The 18,982-nt window shown below is 63.0% G+C and carries 14 protein-coding genes; 2 read left to right on the forward strand and 12 right to left on the reverse strand.

Annotation, left to right across the window (positions count from 1 at the left end; all coding sequences use genetic code 11):
* Positions 1–19: 19 nt before the first annotated feature.
* From AC1RTP_RS26450 to AC1RTP_RS26495, 10 genes are all read right to left on the reverse strand, one after another.
* Positions 20–1,693 (reverse strand): hypothetical protein, encoded by a 1,674-nt coding sequence (locus AC1RTP_RS26450; RefSeq protein ID WP_498611621.1) that lies wholly within the window; start codon positions 1,691–1,693, stop codon positions 20–22.
* A 2-nt stretch (positions 1,694–1,695) separates the two neighbouring features.
* Positions 1,696–3,753: a hypothetical protein gene (locus tag AC1RTP_RS26455; RefSeq protein ID WP_498611622.1), complete on the reverse strand. Its 2,058-nt coding sequence runs from the start codon at positions 3,751–3,753 to the stop codon at positions 1,696–1,698.
* Positions 3,737–4,735 (reverse strand): hypothetical protein, encoded by a 999-nt coding sequence (locus tag AC1RTP_RS26460; RefSeq protein ID WP_498611623.1) that lies wholly within the window; start codon positions 4,733–4,735, stop codon positions 3,737–3,739. Before AC1RTP_RS26460 ends, AC1RTP_RS26455 begins: the two co-directional genes overlap by 17 nt.
* Entirely contained in the window at positions 4,732–5,622 is an 891-nt protein-coding gene (locus AC1RTP_RS26465) for a DUF58 domain-containing protein (protein WP_498611624.1), read from the reverse strand. Before AC1RTP_RS26465 ends, AC1RTP_RS26460 begins: the two co-directional genes overlap by 4 nt.
* A 2-nt stretch (positions 5,623–5,624) precedes the next feature.
* On the reverse strand, positions 5,625–6,626 hold the full coding sequence (locus AC1RTP_RS26470; protein WP_498611625.1) for an AAA family ATPase: 1,002 nt from the start codon (positions 6,624–6,626) through the stop codon (positions 5,625–5,627).
* A complete protein-coding gene (locus AC1RTP_RS26475; RefSeq protein WP_498611626.1) occupies positions 6,623–7,243 on the reverse strand; it encodes a DUF4159 domain-containing protein in 621 nt (206 codons plus the stop codon). Before AC1RTP_RS26475 ends, AC1RTP_RS26470 begins: the two co-directional genes overlap by 4 nt.
* A 3-nt stretch (positions 7,244–7,246) precedes the next feature.
* Positions 7,247–8,581 carry a TldD/PmbA family protein gene (locus AC1RTP_RS26480; RefSeq protein ID WP_498611627.1) on the reverse strand — a complete coding sequence of 445 codons (1,335 nt, stop codon included), beginning with the start codon at positions 8,579–8,581 and terminating at the stop codon, positions 7,247–7,249.
* 9 nt (positions 8,582–8,590) lie between these two features.
* Entirely contained in the window at positions 8,591–10,228 is a 1,638-nt protein-coding gene (locus tag AC1RTP_RS26485; protein ID WP_498611628.1) for a TldD/PmbA family protein, read from the reverse strand.
* A gap of 125 nt (positions 10,229–10,353) precedes the next feature.
* Positions 10,354–11,691, reverse strand: a complete 1,338-nt coding sequence (locus tag AC1RTP_RS26490) for a TldD/PmbA family protein (protein WP_498611629.1) — start codon at positions 11,689–11,691, stop codon at positions 10,354–10,356.
* Positions 11,692–11,702: 11 nt separating this feature from the next.
* Positions 11,703–13,337 (reverse strand): TldD/PmbA family protein, encoded by a 1,635-nt coding sequence (locus tag AC1RTP_RS26495; RefSeq protein WP_498611630.1) that lies wholly within the window; start codon positions 13,335–13,337, stop codon positions 11,703–11,705.
* A 261-nt stretch (positions 13,338–13,598) separates the two neighbouring features.
* On the opposite strand from AC1RTP_RS26495, the gene AC1RTP_RS26500 reads away from it, so the two are divergent.
* Both AC1RTP_RS26500 and AC1RTP_RS26505 read left to right on the forward strand, forming a co-directional pair.
* Positions 13,599–14,387 carry a class I SAM-dependent methyltransferase gene (locus AC1RTP_RS26500; RefSeq protein WP_498611631.1) on the forward strand — a complete coding sequence of 263 codons (789 nt, stop codon included), beginning with the start codon at positions 13,599–13,601 and terminating at the stop codon, positions 14,385–14,387.
* Positions 14,388–15,257, forward strand: coding sequence for a substrate-binding periplasmic protein (locus tag AC1RTP_RS26505; RefSeq protein WP_498611632.1), 870 nt, complete (start codon positions 14,388–14,390; stop codon positions 15,255–15,257). It begins immediately after the preceding gene.
* 232 nt (positions 15,258–15,489) lie between these two features.
* Here the strand turns inward: AC1RTP_RS26505 and AC1RTP_RS26510 are convergent, their stop codons facing one another.
* A complete protein-coding gene (locus AC1RTP_RS26510; RefSeq protein WP_498611633.1) occupies positions 15,490–17,103 on the reverse strand; it encodes a serine hydrolase in 1,614 nt (537 codons plus the stop codon).
* Positions 17,104–17,105: 2 nt separating this feature from the next.
* Positions 17,106–18,947: a M1 family metallopeptidase gene (locus tag AC1RTP_RS26515; protein WP_498611634.1), complete on the reverse strand. Its 1,842-nt coding sequence runs from the start codon at positions 18,945–18,947 to the stop codon at positions 17,106–17,108.
* Between the last annotated feature and the right edge of the window lie 35 nt (positions 18,948–18,982).

Raw genomic sequence — 18,982 nt, forward strand, 5'->3', positions numbered from 1 at the left:
CATTAGCACAGCTTACGGCTCAGCGGCGTTCGCGCCACCAAAGCAGCAGCACGCTCGCGGCGAAGGCTAAGCCCAACAGCCAGCGCGGCACTGCCGTGGCCCATGCCTGTTGCGTATCGGCGACGCGCACGCTTCCAATGTCGACCGAAGCTGCGACAGGCTCGGTGCTGCGGCTCGCGTAGCGCGCAGTCGCGTCGTGGCGCAGTGCGGCTTGCCATGCCGGCCAGTCCTGCGCTCCGAATACATAGATTGCGCTGTCGACGCCGTTGCTGCTCACCGGCAGCCAGCCGGCGGCACGCGGCCAGAGCGCCACACAGGCGGCGTCAGCACGGTCGCTGCGCGTTCGCCAGCGCATGGATTCCGGCCCGACGGTGAGCGCACCACCACCCGCGACGCCTTGCGCGCAAACTTCGCTGCGCAATCCGGCCAACGGCATCCGCTCCGCATCGAGCCAGCGAACTTTCTGCTCGCTGCCCAGCGCAGCCAGGTCCATCACCTGCTGCCACCACTGCCCCAAAGCCGCCGGCTCGCTGATCGCATGACGGTGCCAATCACGCACGCCCAGCCACAGGATGCGCCCCTTCTGCCATTCGCGTTGCCAAAGCCACGGCTTACCGTCCTTATCACGCGCAACGGCTTGCCAGGCGCCGCCCGCAGCCGGCATTTGCGCGCCTGGCGCGAACTCCAGCGTCGCACCGGGCAACGCCATGTGCCGCATGTCTTCCCTCTCCGTGGTGGCAGACTGCGGCGCCATCTTCAAACCCAGCTCGCGCTGCCACAACGCCGCATCGCCAACGTTGCCGCCCAGCACCAGCAGGGGCAAGCCTTGCGCCGCCTGAGTAAGTGCTGCACGGATGCCGCCGTTTTCCATCCAGGCCGCATCGGCAACCAGCAAGTTAGCGTGCGTCAGCGGCCCACGGGCCTCCTCGCTGCGAGTCAGCGATTTGCCAAGCGTGGTTTGCCAGTCTACGATCGCGTTCGAATCGGTCAGCAGTTGGTTCAGCACACGGGTGTCGAAGGATGGCGTGCCGAAACGGCCCTGTACCTGCAAAGGCACGGCTTCCAGCACGCGCAGCGGCACCGGGCCTTGCGCGACGGCCTTGCCGTCCATGTCCAGCAAGCGCGCCTGCAGCACCATCGCTTCCGCCATCGGCGGCTGCCATTGCACGGTCAGCGCCTGGGTTGCGGCATTGGGCGCGCGCGATTCGGCGAGCAGTTGGCCGTTTTCTGCCAGCAGCTGCAAGCGCCAACCGGCTTGCGGCGCGCCACGCCGCGCGGTCAGGGAGAAGCTGCGTCCAAGCGACAGGCTGCGCGGGAAGTCCAGCCACAGCAAGCCTTCGTTCGATGGCTGCCATCGGACCTGGCGTATTGGCATGTCGCGCCATTGCGCTTCATGCAGGCCTTGGCCTCTCACTTCCAGCACTGCATTGCGCGGGGTTGATGGCAACTGCGCCAGCCCCGCCGCGAGACGGTCGTCAACCGCCACGCGATCGTTCGCCGCCACGCGGCCAGTGTCCAACCACACGGTTTGCGTGGCTGCGCCGGGCGCTGACGGCGCAGCCAATAAGGTTGCCAGCGACAAGCCAGCCGCAAGGGCTAACGCGGCGTCAAGCCAGCGCCGCTTGTGGGCGTATAGCATGGCACTCCCCGCACCAGTCAGCGCGGCGCCTGCGTAAAGCAGATTGATGTCCATGCTCACGGCGCCCCCTTCCCTTGCAAGGCCTGGCCAAAGCGCGTCTGGGCTTGCTGGCGAGCCTGCAATAACACGGCAGGTTGCTGGACGGTGGCACGCAGCCAGGCTCGCAACTGTGCGCGGCATGGCTGGCAACCGTCGGCCACGTCCTGAACCGCGGCCTGCGCTGCCAAGCGCTGCTCTCCGTCCGGGATATGAGCGACGGCTTCGCGCGCGGCCTTGCTCCACAGGGCTGGCAGCGCGCCGTCGCCTTCCAGCGCTCGCACCAGATCGCGCACATCGGCGGGAACGAATTCGTTTGCAGCGCCTTGCGCGCGGCGGTAGCTGGCGGCGCCGGTCATTTCGCCGCTCATGCGTTTCTCTTCCTTGATTGCTGGCGGCACGAAGGCGGTGCGGTGCAGGTACACGCGTTCCGCTTGCTGCAGCTCCTTGATTGCGCCGAGCGCCTTGTATTCCGGAGGCAGCGCAGGTTTCGGCGCGATGGCGCGCAGCTGCTTTTCGGCGTCCCACATGGCGCGCAGGGCGCGGCGCAGGACTTCTTTGGTCGCGGGGTCGAAGATGGTGGCGTTGCCTTCCTGATCATGGGTGTGGCCGAATTCGGCGGCGATATTGCCGGTGCCGAATCCTCCGGGGCCCTTTGTGCTGGCAGCGCCGCCATGCTCGTGGCCATCGCCATCCCCATGCTCCTCGCCGCCGAACAGCGAAGATTCTTCGCCGAGGAACTGGCCGTAGCGCAGGCGCAGCTTGGCCTGGTCGCCGGCGATCGCCTCGCTGCGGGCGCGCAATTCAGCGGCGGCGAGGCGCGGCATGTCGGCTACCAGTTGTTCGGTGTCGATGATGATCTGGCGTTGGCTGCGCAGGTTTTCCGGCTTCGCCAACGATGGCAAGGCCGTCGATTCCTGCGCTTCGCCGGGCGGGCCGGGAAGGCGCAGGGTGTAGGTCGGCGATTGGGCGATGTGCGGGACCGGAGCGTTGTCGCTGGCGCGCACGAAGAAATACAGCTCATCGCCGGGTTCCATGCCGAGCTCCTTCAACATCCATTGCTTATTCCAGCTGCGCTTACGCGGGTCGGACGACGCTGGCAATGGCGTTTCCTTGTCGGTGAAGCGGATGTTTTCGCCGCTTCCGCGCGCAAGCGTCATGTGCAGCGTAGCTTTGGTGATTGCGTAGTCGTCGCTGACGCTGACATTGATTTGTGCGCTTTGTGCTTCCGCCTTCAGGAGGCTGACCGATTCGTTTGGTGTGGCGATGGCGACTTGCGGCGGCTGGTCCGGAGTTACGCGTATCGTGTAGCGCTGGGCAGAGTTGCCGCGGCTGCGCCAGAAGGTCGAATCACTGGCGGTCCACTCCGCGCACTTTCCTGGAAGGGCTTGCAGCGACTGGCCGTCTCCCAGTTCGATGGTGGCGTCGGCGTTGACGGCACACCAGCGCACTTTGCTGTGCTGCGGGATCTGCAAGTCGCGCGGCGCACCGTCGCTTGGCTGGACGCCGGTGTAGGCCGGCGGCTCGGCGTGCAGGCTGATGCCGGCGGCCGCAATGGCGGCCTGGCTTGCCGCGCCCGCCCCCTGCGGCGCGGCGTATCGGCCGCTATGCGCAGCGGCATACGCCCAAGTCATTGCTGCGGCGACTGCCGCCAATGCCAGCGGAATGGCGTTGAAGCGGGATTTTTGTTTTGCGATATTGCACAGGCGCTCCTTGCTCAGCGCCTGGTCGAGGCGCGCCAGAAGACGGTTGCGTTGCAGTTCGCCAAGCGGGCTGCTGCTTGGCACTGCGAGCATGGCGCTGCTGTCTTCCAGTTCGGGGACGGCGTCGTTCAGCCAGGACGGCAGCTTGTCCTCGATGCGCCTGCGCCAGATTGCAAAGTCTATGCCGGCCCAGAAGATGGCTGCTGCTGCCAGGCCGATCGGTGCGGCCGGGGCTAGCGCTACGGCGGCGCTACCGGATGCGGCCAGGGCGGCGGCTGGGAGCAGCGGAAGGAGCCAGCTTGCGGCGCGGCGGCGGATCAGTGCGTGCAGCATGCGTTGGCGCACGCTGGCCAGGTGGTCAGCGGCGGCGGGCATGAGTCAGGATCCTTTCAATTGCGAACAATGCCAGCAAGGCTAGCGCCAGCCATTCGGGGGAGCGGGCCAAAGGCGTCGGCAGCGGTTTGGCGCGCGCGGCTTCGATGGCTTGCGCCTGCATCGGGTAGGCGGCAGGGAGCGCAGAAGCTCCTTGCCAACGCTCGTAAAGGGCTCGGGCGGCGTCGATGTCGTGCAGGGGCCATTGAGGGGCGGTCCAAGCGATGCCTTGCTTGTTTTGCGTTTGCCCGGTGGCGCCGGCGGTGCGCCACCAGAGGGGGGCTTGCCAGCTTGGCGGCGGGTCGCTGCCCTCGCGGTCCCAGACGATCAGTTCTGTCTTTGGCGTGGGCGTCTCCGAGACCAAGTAACGGTTCACACCGTCGCCTGCGGTGCCGAAGGCGGCAAACAGCGCGTGCCAGGCCGCGATGCGCTGGGGGGGCGCGACAACGACGACGTGGCGCTCGTGAGCTGCCTGGGGCGATGTGGCAAGCGCACCAGCGGCGGGCGCGATGCGCAGGTCGGCGGGGTGAGCCAGGCGGGGACGGAGCGCGGGCATGGCGGCGCTTGGAGCGAGTATGAGGAAGCGCGCTTGCGGGCGCCATTCGTGCTCGTTCAGCACGAGCCAATTCCATGGGTCGGAAGGCAGCGGCTCGCGGGCGGCGGCGGACATTCCGGCGGCCTGGATTTGCTGCGTAGCCCACGGCGAGGACTCGAGCGACGCGTCGATGAAGACGGTATCACCCTTCCACGGCATGGCGAGAACTGCGAGCCAGGCGATCAATGCGGCCAGCAAAGAAAGCCGCACCAACAGAAGCAGCAAGTCCATCCACCGCAGCACGCGCTGCTGCTGCGGCGCGGCGCTCGGCAGGAAGTGTGCGGTGGCGAGAAGCTCGGTGCGCGTGCGTTCACGCTTGCGCATATGCCACCATACCGGCAGCAAAAGTACCGGCAAGGCGAACCACCACATAGGTTGCATGCTGGTCATGGCCGCCGCGCCTCCGGGTTGCGCAGCCAGGCGCGGAGCACTTCCCCCAACGCCTGTTCGATGCGCGCCTCGCACAGCGGCACGTCATGTTGGCGGCATGCGCTGCGCACGACATCGAAATGCGCGTCCAGCGCCGCGCGATAACCATCGCGCAGTTCGCGGCTAAAGGAGTGCAGTCCCGCACCAGCTTCCGGATCGCGGTAGGCGTGGCCGGTAGCGAAATTCGCTTCGACTTCCGCCTCTGTGCGCAGGGCAAGAAGGCGCACGTCGTGCCGCATATGACGCAGCCGCACGAGCGCTTCGCCCAGCGGCGACGGCCAATCCAGCGCATCGGTGGCGGCGAACACCATACTTGGCGAACGCGCGAAATGCAGGCTGGTGCGCAGCGTATCAGCGTCCGGCAATTCACCGGTTGGCGTGGCACGCTGCAAAGCTGCCAGCACGCGCTGCAAATGGCGAGGGCCGCGCGAGGCTGGCGTGAACTCAACCCGCCCGCCGGACAACACCAGCAGGCCGAAAGCGTCACCCTGGCGTTGGGCAATCGCAGCCACGCAGGCCAGCGCCGTGCGCGCGTACCAATGCTTGCTCAAACCATCCACGCGCCGGCTTGGCTCGGCCATCGACGCGCTGGCGTCCAGCACCAGCCAGGTCGCAACGTGGCTATCGCGCTCAGCCTCTCGCACGTAGTAGCGGTCGGCGCGCGCAAGCAGCTTCCAGTCCACGCGACGCCATTCATCGCCCGGCGCGTAAGCACGGTACTCGGAGAATTCGACGCCGGCGCCGCGTTCGCGGCCCGCGTGGATGCCATGGCCCAGTCCCGCCAGCACGTGGCGGATCACCAGCTCAAGGTCGGCGGAATGCGCCAGCAGCGCAGGTGTTTCCAGCATGCTTATTCTGGCTTGATTGCGTCGCGCAGGGCGGCAAGGATGTCGGCGATCGCGATGCCGTCGGCTTCCGCTTCGAAGTTGCGCAGCACGCGGTGCGTCAGCACCGGCTGCAGCATATGGCCGATATCCTCGCGCGTCACCGCCAGGCGGCCCTGCATCAGGGCGCGCGCCTTGGCAGCCAGCACCAGCGCCTGCCCTGCTCGCGGACCGGCGCCCCAGCCGACGTGCTTCTTCACCGCCTCCACCGTCGTTTCGCGCGGACGGGTAGCGCGCACCAGGCGCGTTGCGTAACGCAGCAAATGTTCGCCTATTTCGATATCGCGCACCAGCGCCTGCAAGCGCAGCAAGGTCTCCACGTCCATCGCTGGCTCGGCGTCTTTCAGGCCGGCGTGGGTGGTGGCGGAGACCATCGCAATCTCTTCGTCCTCGCTTGGGTAGCCGACGTCGATGTGCAGCAGGAAGCGGTCCAGCTGCGCTTCCGGCAGCGGATAGGTGCCCGCCTGCTCGATCGGATTCTGCGTTGCCAGCACGAAGAATGGGCGCGGCAGCTTGTGCGTGCGTCCGGCGAAAGTCACCGAGCGTTCCTGCATGGCTTCCAGCAGGGCCGACTGGGTCTTCGGCGGCGCGCGGTTGATCTCGTCCGCCAGCAAAACCTGCGTGAACACCGGCCCTTGCTGGAAGCGGAATTCACGCCTGCCGGTCGCGTGGTCCTCTTCCAGTATCTCGGTGCCGACAATATCGGACGGCATCAGGTCCGGCGTGAACTGCACGCGGCGGAACTCCATATCGGTGGCCTGCGCCAGCGATTTGACCAGCAGCGTCTTGCCCAGGCCAGGCACGCCTTCAACTAGCGCATGACCGCCGCTCAGCAGGCAGATGACCAGCGAGTCGATCACGGATTCCTGGCCGATGATGACGCGACCCATGCTCGCCTTGAGTGCCTTTACCCTGGCGTGCAACACGCCGATTTCGTTTTCGCTCCAGCCGCTTTCAGCCACGGTCATGCTCCCAACGCGTATTGAATGATGTTGACTGCGAAGCGCGTGTTGTCGATTGCCAGCCAGCGCTTATTGCGGAAATCATAGTCCCATTCGCAGCCATAATCCTTGTTGCTATACAAAAGCCTGATGCGGCCGTTGAATTCAACGGCTTTCAGGTACTCGTGAACCAGGTCGTCGCCCCAGCCATTCAACTCCATCGCGGTATTCGGCGGCCCGTCGAATTTGAAGAAGGCCGAATACAGAGGATGGTTGTTGGGGATCTTGTGCAGGGCCTTGGGCCCGAATATCTTTGCCACTTCCGTTTCGAACGACTTCGCAAACAGGCCGTCGATGTCGTGGTTGCAGTCGTCCACGAAAACGAAGCCTCCGCCCCTGACATAGCGTTCGAAGTTCTTGCGTTCAGCCGGGGTAAATTGCACCAGCTTGTGGCCGGCCAGGTAGCAGAACGGCGCCTCCAGCATCTTCGGGTCGGACAGCGCCACAATGCGCTCAACCGGGTCGACTTTCAGCGTAGTGTATTCGACCAGGGAGTTGAGCACATTGCTCGGCATGCGGATGTCGACGTCCCAATCGCCTGATTCGTAGGTCAGGCGAGTGAAGTAGAAGTCGTAAGCGGGCATTCCTCAGACCGCGTCGGACAGCGACGTGAAGTTGAAGTCGCGCACCTTCATCGCCGGAATCATCAGCTTGCGCGAATCGGTATCGCCGATCAGCACAGGACGACCCAGCTCATCGATATTATTCAGCATCGATACCGGGCTATCATTGAAGCGGAAGTTCTTGATCGGGTGCTTGATCTTGCCGTTCTCAATGTAGAACGTGCCGTCGCGCGTCAGGCCGGTCAGCGCCACCGATTGCGGGTCCACCATGCGGATATACCAGGTGCGCGTCACCAGGATGCCCTTCTTGGTCGAAGCAATCAGCTCCTCGGTCGACTTGGAGCCGCCCGCCATGATGATATTGCCGGCGGCCGGAGTCGCAGCCTTGCCCTGCTTTTGCGCCCAGTAGCGGTTGTAATCCATAGAGGTGATCACACCGCCTTTGATCAGGTCGCGGCGTGCGCGCGCCTGCATCGTGCCCTGGTCCCATGGCAGCACCGGTGCATTGGCGTCCCACGGGTCGGTCCATACATTCACCTGCTCATCGAACAGCTTGTCGCCCAGACGGTTGGCGCCGCCCTTCTTCGACAGGAAGCTGCGGCCTTCATCGGCGGAACGCGCATCGAAAGCGCTGAACATGAAATTCAGCAGGTCGTTGGTTGCGGCAGGTTCCATCACCACGGTGTAGCGGCCAGGCTCCAGCGCCTTGGCGTCCGCCGAACGCAGCGCCTTTTCGATGGCGATCTCGGATGCTGCGCGCGGGTCGAAGGATTTCGGATCGTAGGCCGAGCGATTAACCCAGCCCGAACCGCGGCCATCGTTGGTGCGCGTGGTGACCGTGAAATTGAGGCCACCCAGCTCCTGGAAGCCAAACACGCCGTTCGAGTTGGCGATGCAATCGAAACCGACGCTGTCGTTGAAGAAGCCCGCAGCCTGCAAGCCCGCCTTCTTCGCTGCATCGATGCTGGCGAAGGCCACGTCGGCGCGGTACTCAGGATTGAATGCTTCGGCATTGCGGTTGAAGGTATTGGAAGCCTTGAATTCCTGCTTGCCCACGGCCGGCATGAATTCCGGATTTTCCGGCGCCAGGCGGGCGATTTCCTCAGCGCGGCGCACGGCGGCTTCCAGCGACTTGGCATCGAACTGGTTGCAGGTGGCGGAGCCCTGCTTTTTGCCGAAGGCGACGCTGACCACCAGCGTGGTGTCTTCGATCAGGCCCGCGGTGGACACGCTATTGTTCGCATAGCGCACATTGCCCTTGCGGCTGCCGCTCAGGTTGACGCGGCATTCATCGGCCTTGGACATGGCCATAACTTTGTCGCAAATGCTTTTTGCTTCATCTTTGCTCAGGAGTTTCATTGGGCGTCCTTAGTCAATCTTACGGGCAGTGTTGATCACATTGATACCGTTGAAGCGCGTGGTCGAAGATCCGTGCGACACGGCGCTCACCTGGCTAGGCTGGCCTTTACCGTCGAAGAACGAGCCGCCCATGCGCCAGTCGCGCTGGTCGCAGGTGGCCGAGCACGAATTCCAGAACTCCTGGGTATTCGACTGGTAAGCCACGTCGTTCAGCATCTGGCCTACCTTGCCGTCCTTGATTTCGTAGAACAGCTGGCCGCCGAACTGGAAGTTGTAGCGCTGCTGGTCGATCGAATAGGAGCCGCGGCCCAGGATGTAGATGCCTTTCTTCACGTCCTTCACCATATCGTCCACGGACAAAGCCTTCTTGCCCGCCTCCAGCGAAACGTTCGGCATGCGCTGGAACTGCACGCTGCTCCAGGAGTCGGCATAGGAGCAGCCGTGCGATTCTTTTTCGCCGATGATGTGCGCCTGGTCGCGCGTGGCCTGGTAGTTCACCAGGATGCCGTTGCGGATCAGGTCCCACTTCTTCGAGGCCACGCCTTCGTCGTCGTAGCCCACATAGCCCAGCGAACCCGGGGTGGTTTTGTCGGCAACGATGTTGACGATGTCGGAGCCGTATTTGAAATTCTTCTCCTTCCACTTGTCCAGCGTGGCGAAGGAGGTGCCGGCGTAATTGGCTTCATAGCCCAGGACGCGGTCCAGCTCCGTCGCGTGGCCGACGCTTTCGTGGATGGTCAGGAACAGGTGTTCAGGGCTCAGCACCAGGTCGTACTTGCCCGGTTCGACGGACTTGGCAGTCAGCTTTTCGCGCGCCTGCTTGCCGGCGGCGCGGGCGTCTTCGATGATGTCGTAGCCGCCGTTGTACAGCGGCGTCACGCCGCCCGGCGCACGCACCTTGTGTTCAGGTTTGGCGTCAAAGAACTCATAGCCCATACCGGCCGGCGAGGAAAGGCCGTCGCGGCTGCGGAACTTGCCGGTTGCCTTGTCCACGGCCGTGGCGGTGAACGGGGACCACAAGCGGTGGATGTCCTGGTCGATATAGGAACCGTCGGTGGAGGCGAAGTATTTCTGCTGGTTGACCTGGAACAGGTTGGCCGTCATGAAGGAGGCGCCAGCTTCCAGTCCGGCCTTGTTCGCGGCCAGCAGCATGTCGGCCTTTTCCTTGATAGGCACTTCGCGCCAATCCTTCTTGAGAGGCGTCTGCCATGCGACTTCGCCCACGCCCTTGACCGGCGCCAGTTCGATCGGCGAAGTTTGCAGGCGTGCGTTGGCGCGAGCGATGGCCACAGCCTGGCGCGCAGCTTCGGCCACGGCGTCCAACGTCAGCGCGTTGGTGGCGGCGAAGCCGTAGGCGCCGTTGGCAATCACGCGGATGCCAACGCCGGTCGATTCGGTGTTGACGATGTTTTCCACGCGAGTGTCGCGGGTGGTGATGAACTGGTTCAGGTAGCGGCCAATGCGCACATCACAGTAGCTGGCGCCAGCCTTGGTAGCGGCGTTCATGGCGGCATCGGCCAGTTCTTTCTTGAACTTGCGGGCCATCGGATTCAGCAAATCTTCAGCGGCGATGGCGCTGCCGAAGACGGGGACAAGCATGGTGCCGCCAGCTGCGGCGGCGACTTTCAGGAAGGATCTGCGTTCCAATGTGTTGCTCCAAAATCTTTTAAAACCGGTAAAACAGTGTCAGACCCACAGGGTCCGACACTTATGACGCGGCGGGCGCGGGCCGAGGTGCCTGACCCCGCGGGTCAGGCACCGCAGTACCGGTTTCAGACTGCGTCGGACAGCGAGGTGAAATTGAAATCGCGCACCTTCATGGCCGGAATCAGCAGCTGGAATTGCGACTCATCGCCCGCCAGCACCTCCGGCCGCCCCAGTTCCTCGATATTGTTCAACATCGACACCGGGCTTTCGTTGAAGCGGAAGTTCTTCACCGGATGCTTGATCTTGCCGTTCTCGATATAGAAGGTGCCGTCGCGGGTCAAGCCAGTCAGCAGCACGGTCTGCGGATCGACCATGCGGATATACCAGGTGCGGGTCACCAGGATGCCCTTCTTGGTCGAAGCAATCAGCTCCTCGGTCGACTTGCTGCCGCCCGACATGAGGATATTGCCCGGCGCGCCAATCGCACGCTGGCCCATCTTCTTGCCCCAGAACGGCGAATAGTTCATCGACGCGATCTTGCCATTCTTGATGATATCCATTCGCTCGCGCGCCAGCAAGGTCTGGTTATCCCAAGGCAGCACAGGAATATCCTTGTCCCACGGGTCAGCCCACACATTCACCTGTTCGTCGAACAGCTTCTCGCCCATGCGGTTGCCGCCGCCCTTCCTGGCCAGGAAGCTGCGGCCTTCATCGGCCGAACGCGCGTCGAAGCTGTTGAACATGTACGCCAGCAGGTCGGAAGTCGCAGCAGGCTCCAGGATCACGGTATAGCGGCCCGGCTCCAGCGCCTTGGCTTCAGCCGAGCGGATCGCCTTTTCCATCGCCACTTCAGCCGCTGCGCGCGGGTCGAAGCGCGCCACGTCCTGCGCATCGCGGCGCACCCAGCCCGAACCGCGGCCGTCTTCGGTGCGCACGGTGCAGGTGAAGTCGATGCCGGTCTGCGACTGGTGGCCGAACACGCCGCGCGAGTTGGCGACCGTCTCGTACGAGGACTGGTCGGTGAAGAAACCCGCAGCCACCAGGCCCTTCTTGCGGCAAGCCTCGATGCTGTAGGCCGCCACTTGGGCGCGGTACTCAGGGTTGATGGCGTCGGTCGACTTGCTGAAGGTGTCGGATGACTTGAACGCCTGCTTATCGGGCGTCGGCATGAACTCCGGATTTTCCGGCGCCAGTTTGGCCAGCTCCTCGGCGCGCTGCACCGCCTTGGCGAGCGACTTGTCGTCGAATTCATTGATGACGGAGGTGCCTTGCTTCTTGCCAAAGGCGACGGAAACGGCCAGCTGGGTATTTTCCACCAGGCCCGCCGTCGACACGGCATTGCGCGCATAGCGGATATTGCCGGTGCGGCTGCCGTTGATGGTGACGACGCATTCGTCAGCTTTGCTCAGCGACATGACCTTATCGGCGATGCGCTTGGTCTCTTCCTGATTCAGGATCTTCATTAGCGCTCCTTTCAGCCGATTTTGCGGGCGGTGTTGATCACATTGATGCCGTTGAAGCGGGTCGTCGACGAACCGTGCGACACCGCGCTCACCTGCATCGGTTGGCCTTTGCCGTCGAAGAAGGAGCCGCCCATGCGCCAGTCGCGCTCATCGCACATGGCGGTGCAGGCATTCCAGAACTCCTGGGTATTGGACTGGTAAGCAACGTCCTCCAGCATCTGGCCGATCTTGCCGTCCTTGATCTCGTAGAACATCTGGCCGCCGAACTGGAAGTTGTAGCGCTGCTGGTCGATCGAGAAGGAGCCGGCGCCCACGATGTAGATGCCCTTCTTCACGTCTTTCACCAGTTCGTCCGGTGTGATCTTTTTCTTGCCCGCCTTGAGCGAAACATTAGGCATGCGCTGGAACTGCACATTGCTCCAGGAATCCGCGTAGGAGCAGCCGTGCGATTCCTTCTCGCCGATCACCGCCACTTGGTCGCGCGTGGCCTGGTAGTTGACCAGGATACCGTCCTTGATCAGGTCCCAGTGCTTGCACTTCACGCCTTCGTCATCGTAGCCGACCGCACCCAGCGAGCCCGGGATGGTCTTGTCGGCTTCGATGTTGACCAGGTCGGATCCGTACTTGAATTTCTTCGACTGCTGCTTGTCCAGGGTAGCGAAGGAAGTGCCGGCGAAGTTTGCCTCGTAGCCCAGCACGCGATCGAGCTCGGTCGGGTGGCCGACGGATTCGTGGATGGTCAGCCACATATGCTCCGGCGACAGCACCAGGTCGTACTTGCCCGGTTCGACCGATTTCGCGGTCAGCTTTTCCTTTGCCTGGCGGCCAGCGGCCTTGGCGTCTTCAATCAGGTCGTAGGAACGGCTGTACAGGGTGGCCACGCCGCCCGCAGCCTTGATCTTGTCTTCCTTGCGGCCATCCAGGTATTCGTAGCCCATGCCGACCGGGGTGCCCAGGTCCGAGCGGCTGCGGAATTTGCCGGTGGTCTTGTCGACTGCGGTCGCGAAGAACGGCACCCACAGGCGGTGCAGGTCCTGGTCGATGTAGGAGCCGTCGGTGGAAGCAAAATACTTCTGCTGGTTGACCTGGAACAGCAAGGACTGGATGAAGGAAGCGCCCGAGTCCAGCGCGCCCTTGTTGGCCGTGATCAGCAGGTCGGCCTTCTCCTTGATCGGCACCGTGCGCCAATCCTTCTTGATCGGGGTAGCCCAGGAGACTTCACCCACGCCCGGCGTTGGCGCCAGGGCCACGCCCAGTGCCTGCAGCTTGGAATTGGCCTTGGCGATGGCGACCGCCTGGCGCGCCGCACCGGCCACGCCGTCCGGCGACATATCGCTGGTGGCGGCAAAGCCGTAAGCGCCGTTGGCGATCACGCGCACGCCCACGCCTGCGGATTCGGTGTTGGTGACGTTTTCGATGTTCAGGTCACGGGTGGTGATGAACTGGTTCAGGTAGCGGCCAATGCGTACGTCGCAGTAGCTGGCGCCGGCCTGGGTGGCCGCGGTCATCGCGGTATCTGCCAGCATCTTCTTGAACTTCACTTCCACGGGCTTAATCAGCTCGTCGGCCGCAATGGCGCGGCCAAAAGGCATCATCATGGCAGCCATTGCACCGCCGCTCATGTTGAGGAATGCACGTCGTTCCATAGTCTCTCCAGGGTTATCGTTATACCTAAGACAGCTTGCAGGAGACAAATCGTACGCAATTTTTATGCCATTGTGTAAAGCTTGTAGTTTGGGTGCGTGGGGCGCACCCAAACGCCGAAACACAAACTTTTAGTGTCCGATCAGTGTCCGCACAGCGTCCGCGCGGACACTTGACCGGGCGGCCAGCTTGCACGATCATCAAGCTCCCGGGCAACCGGATCCCCCGTGTCGCCCGCCTAACGAAAAATAGGAGACTTCTGAATGAAACAGTATGTCCTGGCCGGCCTGCTGGCCCTTGGCTTCACCAGTTTTTCCGGCGCCGCCCTGGCCGATCCTGCCTTGAAGGCAGCTATCGCCAGCCCGGCCCGCAACGCGGATAACGTCAAGCGCGACCAATTCCGCCACCCTTACGAAACCCTGACCTTCTTCGGCATCAAGCCGAATATGACCGTGGTCGAACTGTCGCCGGGCGGCGGCTGGTACACCGAAATCCTGGCGCCTTACCTGCGCGACCAGGGCAAGCTGATCGCCGCCGGCACCACCAACTCCGCCGAGGGCTTCCAGAAATTCCTGGCCAAGGATCCGGGCCGCGACAAGGTGGTGTATGGCACCTTCATGCCGGGCAAAGGCGTGTACAACTACGCGCCTAAGGGCAGCGCCGACATGGTGCTCACCTTCCGCAACGTCCATAACTGGATCGGCATCGGCGACGATGGCATGAAGAAGATGATGGCCAACATCTACGACAGCCTGAAACCAGGCGGCATCTTCGGCGTGGAAGAACACCGCCTGCCAACTTCCATGAAGCAGGACGCCGAAGCGAGCTCCGGCTATGTGCATGAAGCTTATGTGATCAAGATGGCCGAGCAGGCCGGCTTCAAGCTGGTGGCAAAGTCTGAAGTCAATGCCAATTCCAAGGACGACGCCAGCCACGAAAACGGCGTATGGGCGCTGCCGCCTACCTACACCAACAAGGACAAGGACCGCGCCAAATACGCCGCCATCGGCGAGAGCGACCGCATGACCCTGAAGTTCGTCAAGCCGCAATAAGTGCTTAAATCGCTGCAACGCGCTGCCGCCGGACTAGTGCTGGCGGCAGCATCCACCCTGGCCTGGGCCGCGGACCCGCCCAATGCGGCGGCCAATGCTCCCTTGATGCGCTTTATCCTGCCCGCTGCCACGCCGGGCTCGGAAGTGCAGGTCACCTACTTCCACCTCCTGCTGCGCCTTGCGCTGGAAAAAACGGAAGGCCCCTTCTCCATCGAGTTCTACCCCCATGAGCTGACCAGCCCGCGCCGCGCGCTGGAACTCAAACGCAATGGCGTAATCAACATCATGTGGGATGGCACCAATGCGCAGCGCGAATACGAGCTGCTGCCTATCCGCGTATCGCTGGTGCGGGACTTGAACGACTATCGCGTCTTCATGATCCGCAAGGAGGATGAAGCGCGCTTCCGCGACGTGCAGTCAATGGAAGAACTGCGCAAACTGACCGCAGGGGCAGGCGTCAACTGGCCCTCGGTGGACGTGCTGCGCCACAATGGGCTGAAGGTTGAGACGGCGGTGAATTACAGCTCCCTCTTTCCCATGCTGAAGGCAAAGCGCTTCGACTATATGCCGCGCGGCGTACATGAAGCCTGGGCCGAGGAACAGCAGTATGGAAAAGACGGCTTGATGGTGGAGCCCACCATCTTCCTGCACTACCGCGTGCCGTTCTACTTCTTCGTCAGCAAGGACAATAAGGCCATGGCGGAGCGGGTGGAGAAAGGGTTGAAGCTTGCGCTGGCCGACGGCAGTTTCGACAAGCTCCTGAATGGCTACCCAGCATTCCGGCGCGCACTGTCGGAAATCGCGGCGCGCAAACGCAAGGTCTTTGAACTGCAACTCCCTAGCGGGATTGCAAGCGACTCATCAAGGTAATGAAACCATAACCGGTGACTACCAGGCCGCCCAGTACTACAGCAATCGACAAGATCAGGCTACTCATTCACGCTCCAATGTGCAGGTATCAGAGCGATTATGCTGCATTAGCACATGAAAGAGCCTCACGAAATCTCACAGCTTTGTATGAAATTTGTCAGGCACCGGCCAGGTCAGGCGGCGCAGGCCGCGCAGCACCAATTGGCTGGCGGTGCGCGGCACCTTCAGGTATTCACTTGACGGGCGTGAAGCTCAGGTCAGCGAAGTCGTAGCTGAAATCCGTCTCGGTGGAGATCGGCGCCATCTTCATGCGATCGATCGAGCCGTCCGGGTTCAGCGAGAAGGTCACGTAGGCATCGGCGTTGAAGTTGCGTTCCTTCCAGCGCACGATGAAGGTGTCGTGCTGGAAGTGCTCCAGCGTGCCGGTCAGGTCAGGCGTGCGGGTGAAGCTCATGACCTGCTTGCCGCCTACCTGCTTGATGCTTACCGTGCCGTACCAGTCGTCCTTGTAGTCGCCGTTATAGGAAGCCAGCGGCAGCGAGGGCTTGGATGCCCCAGCGCGGGCAGCAGTCAGCTTGCCCTGGCGTGCCATTTCTTCCTTGTGCATTTCCGCTTCCATCTCGGCATAGAGCTTGATCCAGTCGGTCGGCGCCACGCCCATGTAGTTGTCCAGGATGCGCCACTGCAGCGCCGACATCGAAGGACCGTTTTCGGCATTGGTGAAGATGGCCACGCCCAGTTTCTCTTCCGGCACCATCACGATGCGGGAATAGAAGCCTTGCAGCGCGCCGCCATGCATCACGATCTTGCGACCTCGGTAATCGCGCAGCTGGAAGCCCAGGCCGTAGGCCGCGAAATTCGGCTTGGTCGCCATCAGCGGCGGCTTAGGCTCGCTCACCTTCATCGGCGTTTGCTGGCTCCACATCTCGCGCGCCTGCTTGGCGCTGAACAGCTGCTTGCCGTCTTCCATCTTGCCTTCGTTGAGCAGCACCTGCATCCACTTGGCGATATCCTCGGCATTGGTCTGGATGCCGACCGCGCCGACGGCGTTTTGCACCGGCATAGGCTTGACCGCAGCGGCCTTGCCATTGATCTTGCTGTGCGGCGCGGAATAGTCGGCGGTCTTCAGCATCTCGTCCACATTGGTGGTGGAGCCGCTCATGCCCAGCGGCGCCAGGATATGCTCGCGGGTCGCTTCTTCCCAAGTCTTGCCGGCCTTCCGCGCGATGATCTTGCCTGCCACGATGTACAGCAGGTTGTCGTAGGCGTAGTTGTTGCGGAAGCTGGTGGCCAGCTTCACATTACGCAAGCGGTCGATGATTTCATCGGTGCTGAAGGTGGTGGTCGGCCACCACAGCAAGTCGCCTGCGCCCAGGCCAAGGCCGCTGCGGTGCACCAGCAGGTCGCGCACGGTCATGGTGTGGGTCACGTAGGCGTCCGCCATCTGGAAGCTTGGCAGGTGCTTGGTGACGGGATCATCCCAGGACAGCTTGCCCTCGTCCACCAGCTGCGCCAGTTGCGCAGCGGTGAAGGCTTTGGAGTTGGAGGCGATCTCGAACAGGGTCTTGCCGGTCACCGGCGCCGGGTTGCCCAGCTTGCGCACGCCGAAGCCCTTGGTGGCCACGACCTTGCCGTCCTTGACGATGGCAATGGCAATGCCCGGTACGTCGAAAGTCTTCAGCGCCAGGTTGACGTCGCGATCAAGGTCGAAAGCTGGCGCAGTGGCGGCGGATGCAGCAGTGGCTGCGGCCGCAGCATCGGGCGCTGCCAGCGCGGACGTGGTCACGGCGGCGCTGGCCGCAAAGGCCAGCATGAGCAAGGTGGCGAGTGGTTTCTTCAGCAGCATGTTCATTTCTTCAGCAGTTTGTCGACGGAACCCTGGGTCTCAGGGTGGTAACGAGGGCGGGCCTTGGCATAAACGCCTTTAGCCCAGGCAGCTTCGTTCGGGTTGGCCAGAAGCGCCTTGTACAGCGGGACTACAAACTTTTGACGGCCTACGCTCATGAGGAAGGCATTCAGTGGCTCGCGCACGCCATAGCCGGCATGCACGGACGCCAGCAGGAAGCGGAAGCCGATCTCATTGTTCTTCGTTTCGCGCAGCTTGAACGCATCATCCAGCTCCTTCATCTGGGCGGCGTTGGCCTTGCCGTCGATGCCGTTCAGGAAATGCATCCATTCGAGGGCGATCCAGCCCGGCGTCTCCAGCTGGCTGGTGCTCATTTCGCCTTTCAGCCAGGATTCGCGCTTGGCGTCCAGCGCGGCCAGGCGCGGCGAATTCACGTACTGCGCGGTGGAAGGGATGCCGCTGCCGTGCAGCCATTCATCCAGCTCCGCATCGCCCATGATGGCGGGATTCTTCGTCAACAGATTCTTGCGCAGGTAGTCCACGAATTCGTCGGTGGTCGCCGACTGGAAGGCATGCTGGTCGAACCAGCCACGCAGGAACGGGTCGAACACTTCACGCCCGGCGCGCTGCTCCAGTGTGTGCAGCAGCCAGGCGCCTTTTGGATAGGCCAGGCCTTCGTCGGTGTAGGTGTCCGGGTTGGTGTCGGGATCCTTGGTCAGCAAAGCTTGCTTGGCGGGCGGGATGTCCTTCAGCGACGTCACGGCTTCGGCCTGCTCCACTTGCAGGTTCATGTCCGCCACGTCCTTGCCGTACAGGCTTTCCACGATGCGCGTGGTGACGTAGGTGGTGAAGCCCTCGTTCAGCCACCAGTGCTTCCACGAAGCGTTGGTGACCAGGTTGCCCGACCAGCTGTGCGCCAGTTCATGCGCGATCAGGTCGTTCAGGCTGCGGTCGCCCGCGATCATGGTCGGGGTCAGGAAAGTCATGCGCGGGTTTTCCATGCCGCCGATCGGGAACGATGGCGGCAGCACCAGCATGTCGTAACGCCCCCAGCGATATGGGCCGTACAGGGATTCGGCGGCGTTCACCATTTTCTCGGTGTCGCCCAGCTCATAAGCGGCGGCGTCGATCCGGCCAGGCTCCGCGTACACGGCGGTGCGCGGGCCCAGGTTGCGCAGTTCGATTTCGCCGATGGCGATGGCCAGCAGGTAGGCCGGGATAGGCTGCGGCATCTTGAAGGACCAGCCGCCTTTGCCGGTGGCGTGCTGGTCGCCTTCCGCGCTCATGACCACGCGCATGCCGGCGGGTGCGTCGATGCGGGCACTGTAGGTGAAGCGCACTGCGGGCGTATCCTGCACCGGCGCCCAGGAACGGGCGTCGATGGTTTCCGACTGGCTGAACATGAACGGACGCTTGCCGGACAGGGTCTGCTCTGGATTCATCCACTGCAGCGCGCTGGCGGTAGGTGCGGTGCGGTAATAGATGCGCACCTTTTCCGGCTGCGTTTGCAAGGCGATGCGCAGGGCACGGCCCTTTTTCTCATCCTGCTTATCGAGCATGAAGGAAGCTGGCGCCCAGCTGCCGTCCGGACGGCGCACCTGCACACGCGCGATCTTCAGCGCACGGGTGTCGAGCACCAGGGTGCGCGCAGACTTGTCGATCCAGTTCAACGTCAGCTCAGCATAACCATCGAGCGTTTTGCGCGCGAAGTCGGCTTTCAGGTCCAGGTGCAGGTCGGTGGTGCGCACCTGGTCATAGCGGGCAAAGCTCAGCGGATCCTGCGCCCAGGCGGGAATCGCAAAAGCTGCGGCCAGCGCAGCGGCCGGCAAAGACAGTCGGAACATGGCATCTCTCTGTTGTTACAAGCGCGCAGAGGATA

It is taken from the genome of Pseudoduganella sp. GW821-FHT11H04, assembly GCF_058807935.1.